General features: G+C 78.5%; 1 protein-coding gene. It reads left to right on the top strand.

All coding sequences use genetic code 11. The features are described from left to right. Positions 1–47 precede the first annotated feature (47 nt). Positions 48–209 (top strand): DUF3499 family protein (locus tag QCD68_RS17420; protein WP_301223919.1); only part of this gene is annotated, 162 nt, incomplete at its 3' end.

The following is a 209-nucleotide window of genomic DNA, read 5'->3' as shown; positions in this document are numbered from 1 at the left end:
ACCCCGGGCAGGGTCCCCGGGACACGGCCGGTAGGGTCGTCTCCGGTATGGCCGTACGGATCTGCAGCAAGGTCGCCTGTGGCGCGGGCGCCTCGGCGACCCTGCCGTACGACTACGCCGACTCGATGGTCGTCGTCGGGCCGCTCTCCGGTCGCGGGGCACCGCCCGGGGTCGCCCGCGGTGCCCGGCCCGCCGCCCCGCGGCGGGGG

Source organism: Curtobacterium sp. PsM8, assembly GCF_030433875.1.
GTDB lineage: Bacteria > Actinomycetota > Actinomycetes > Actinomycetales > Microbacteriaceae > Curtobacterium.
Note: the sequence above shows the minus strand (reverse complement) of the source record. Positions and strands in the feature narration are given on the sequence as shown.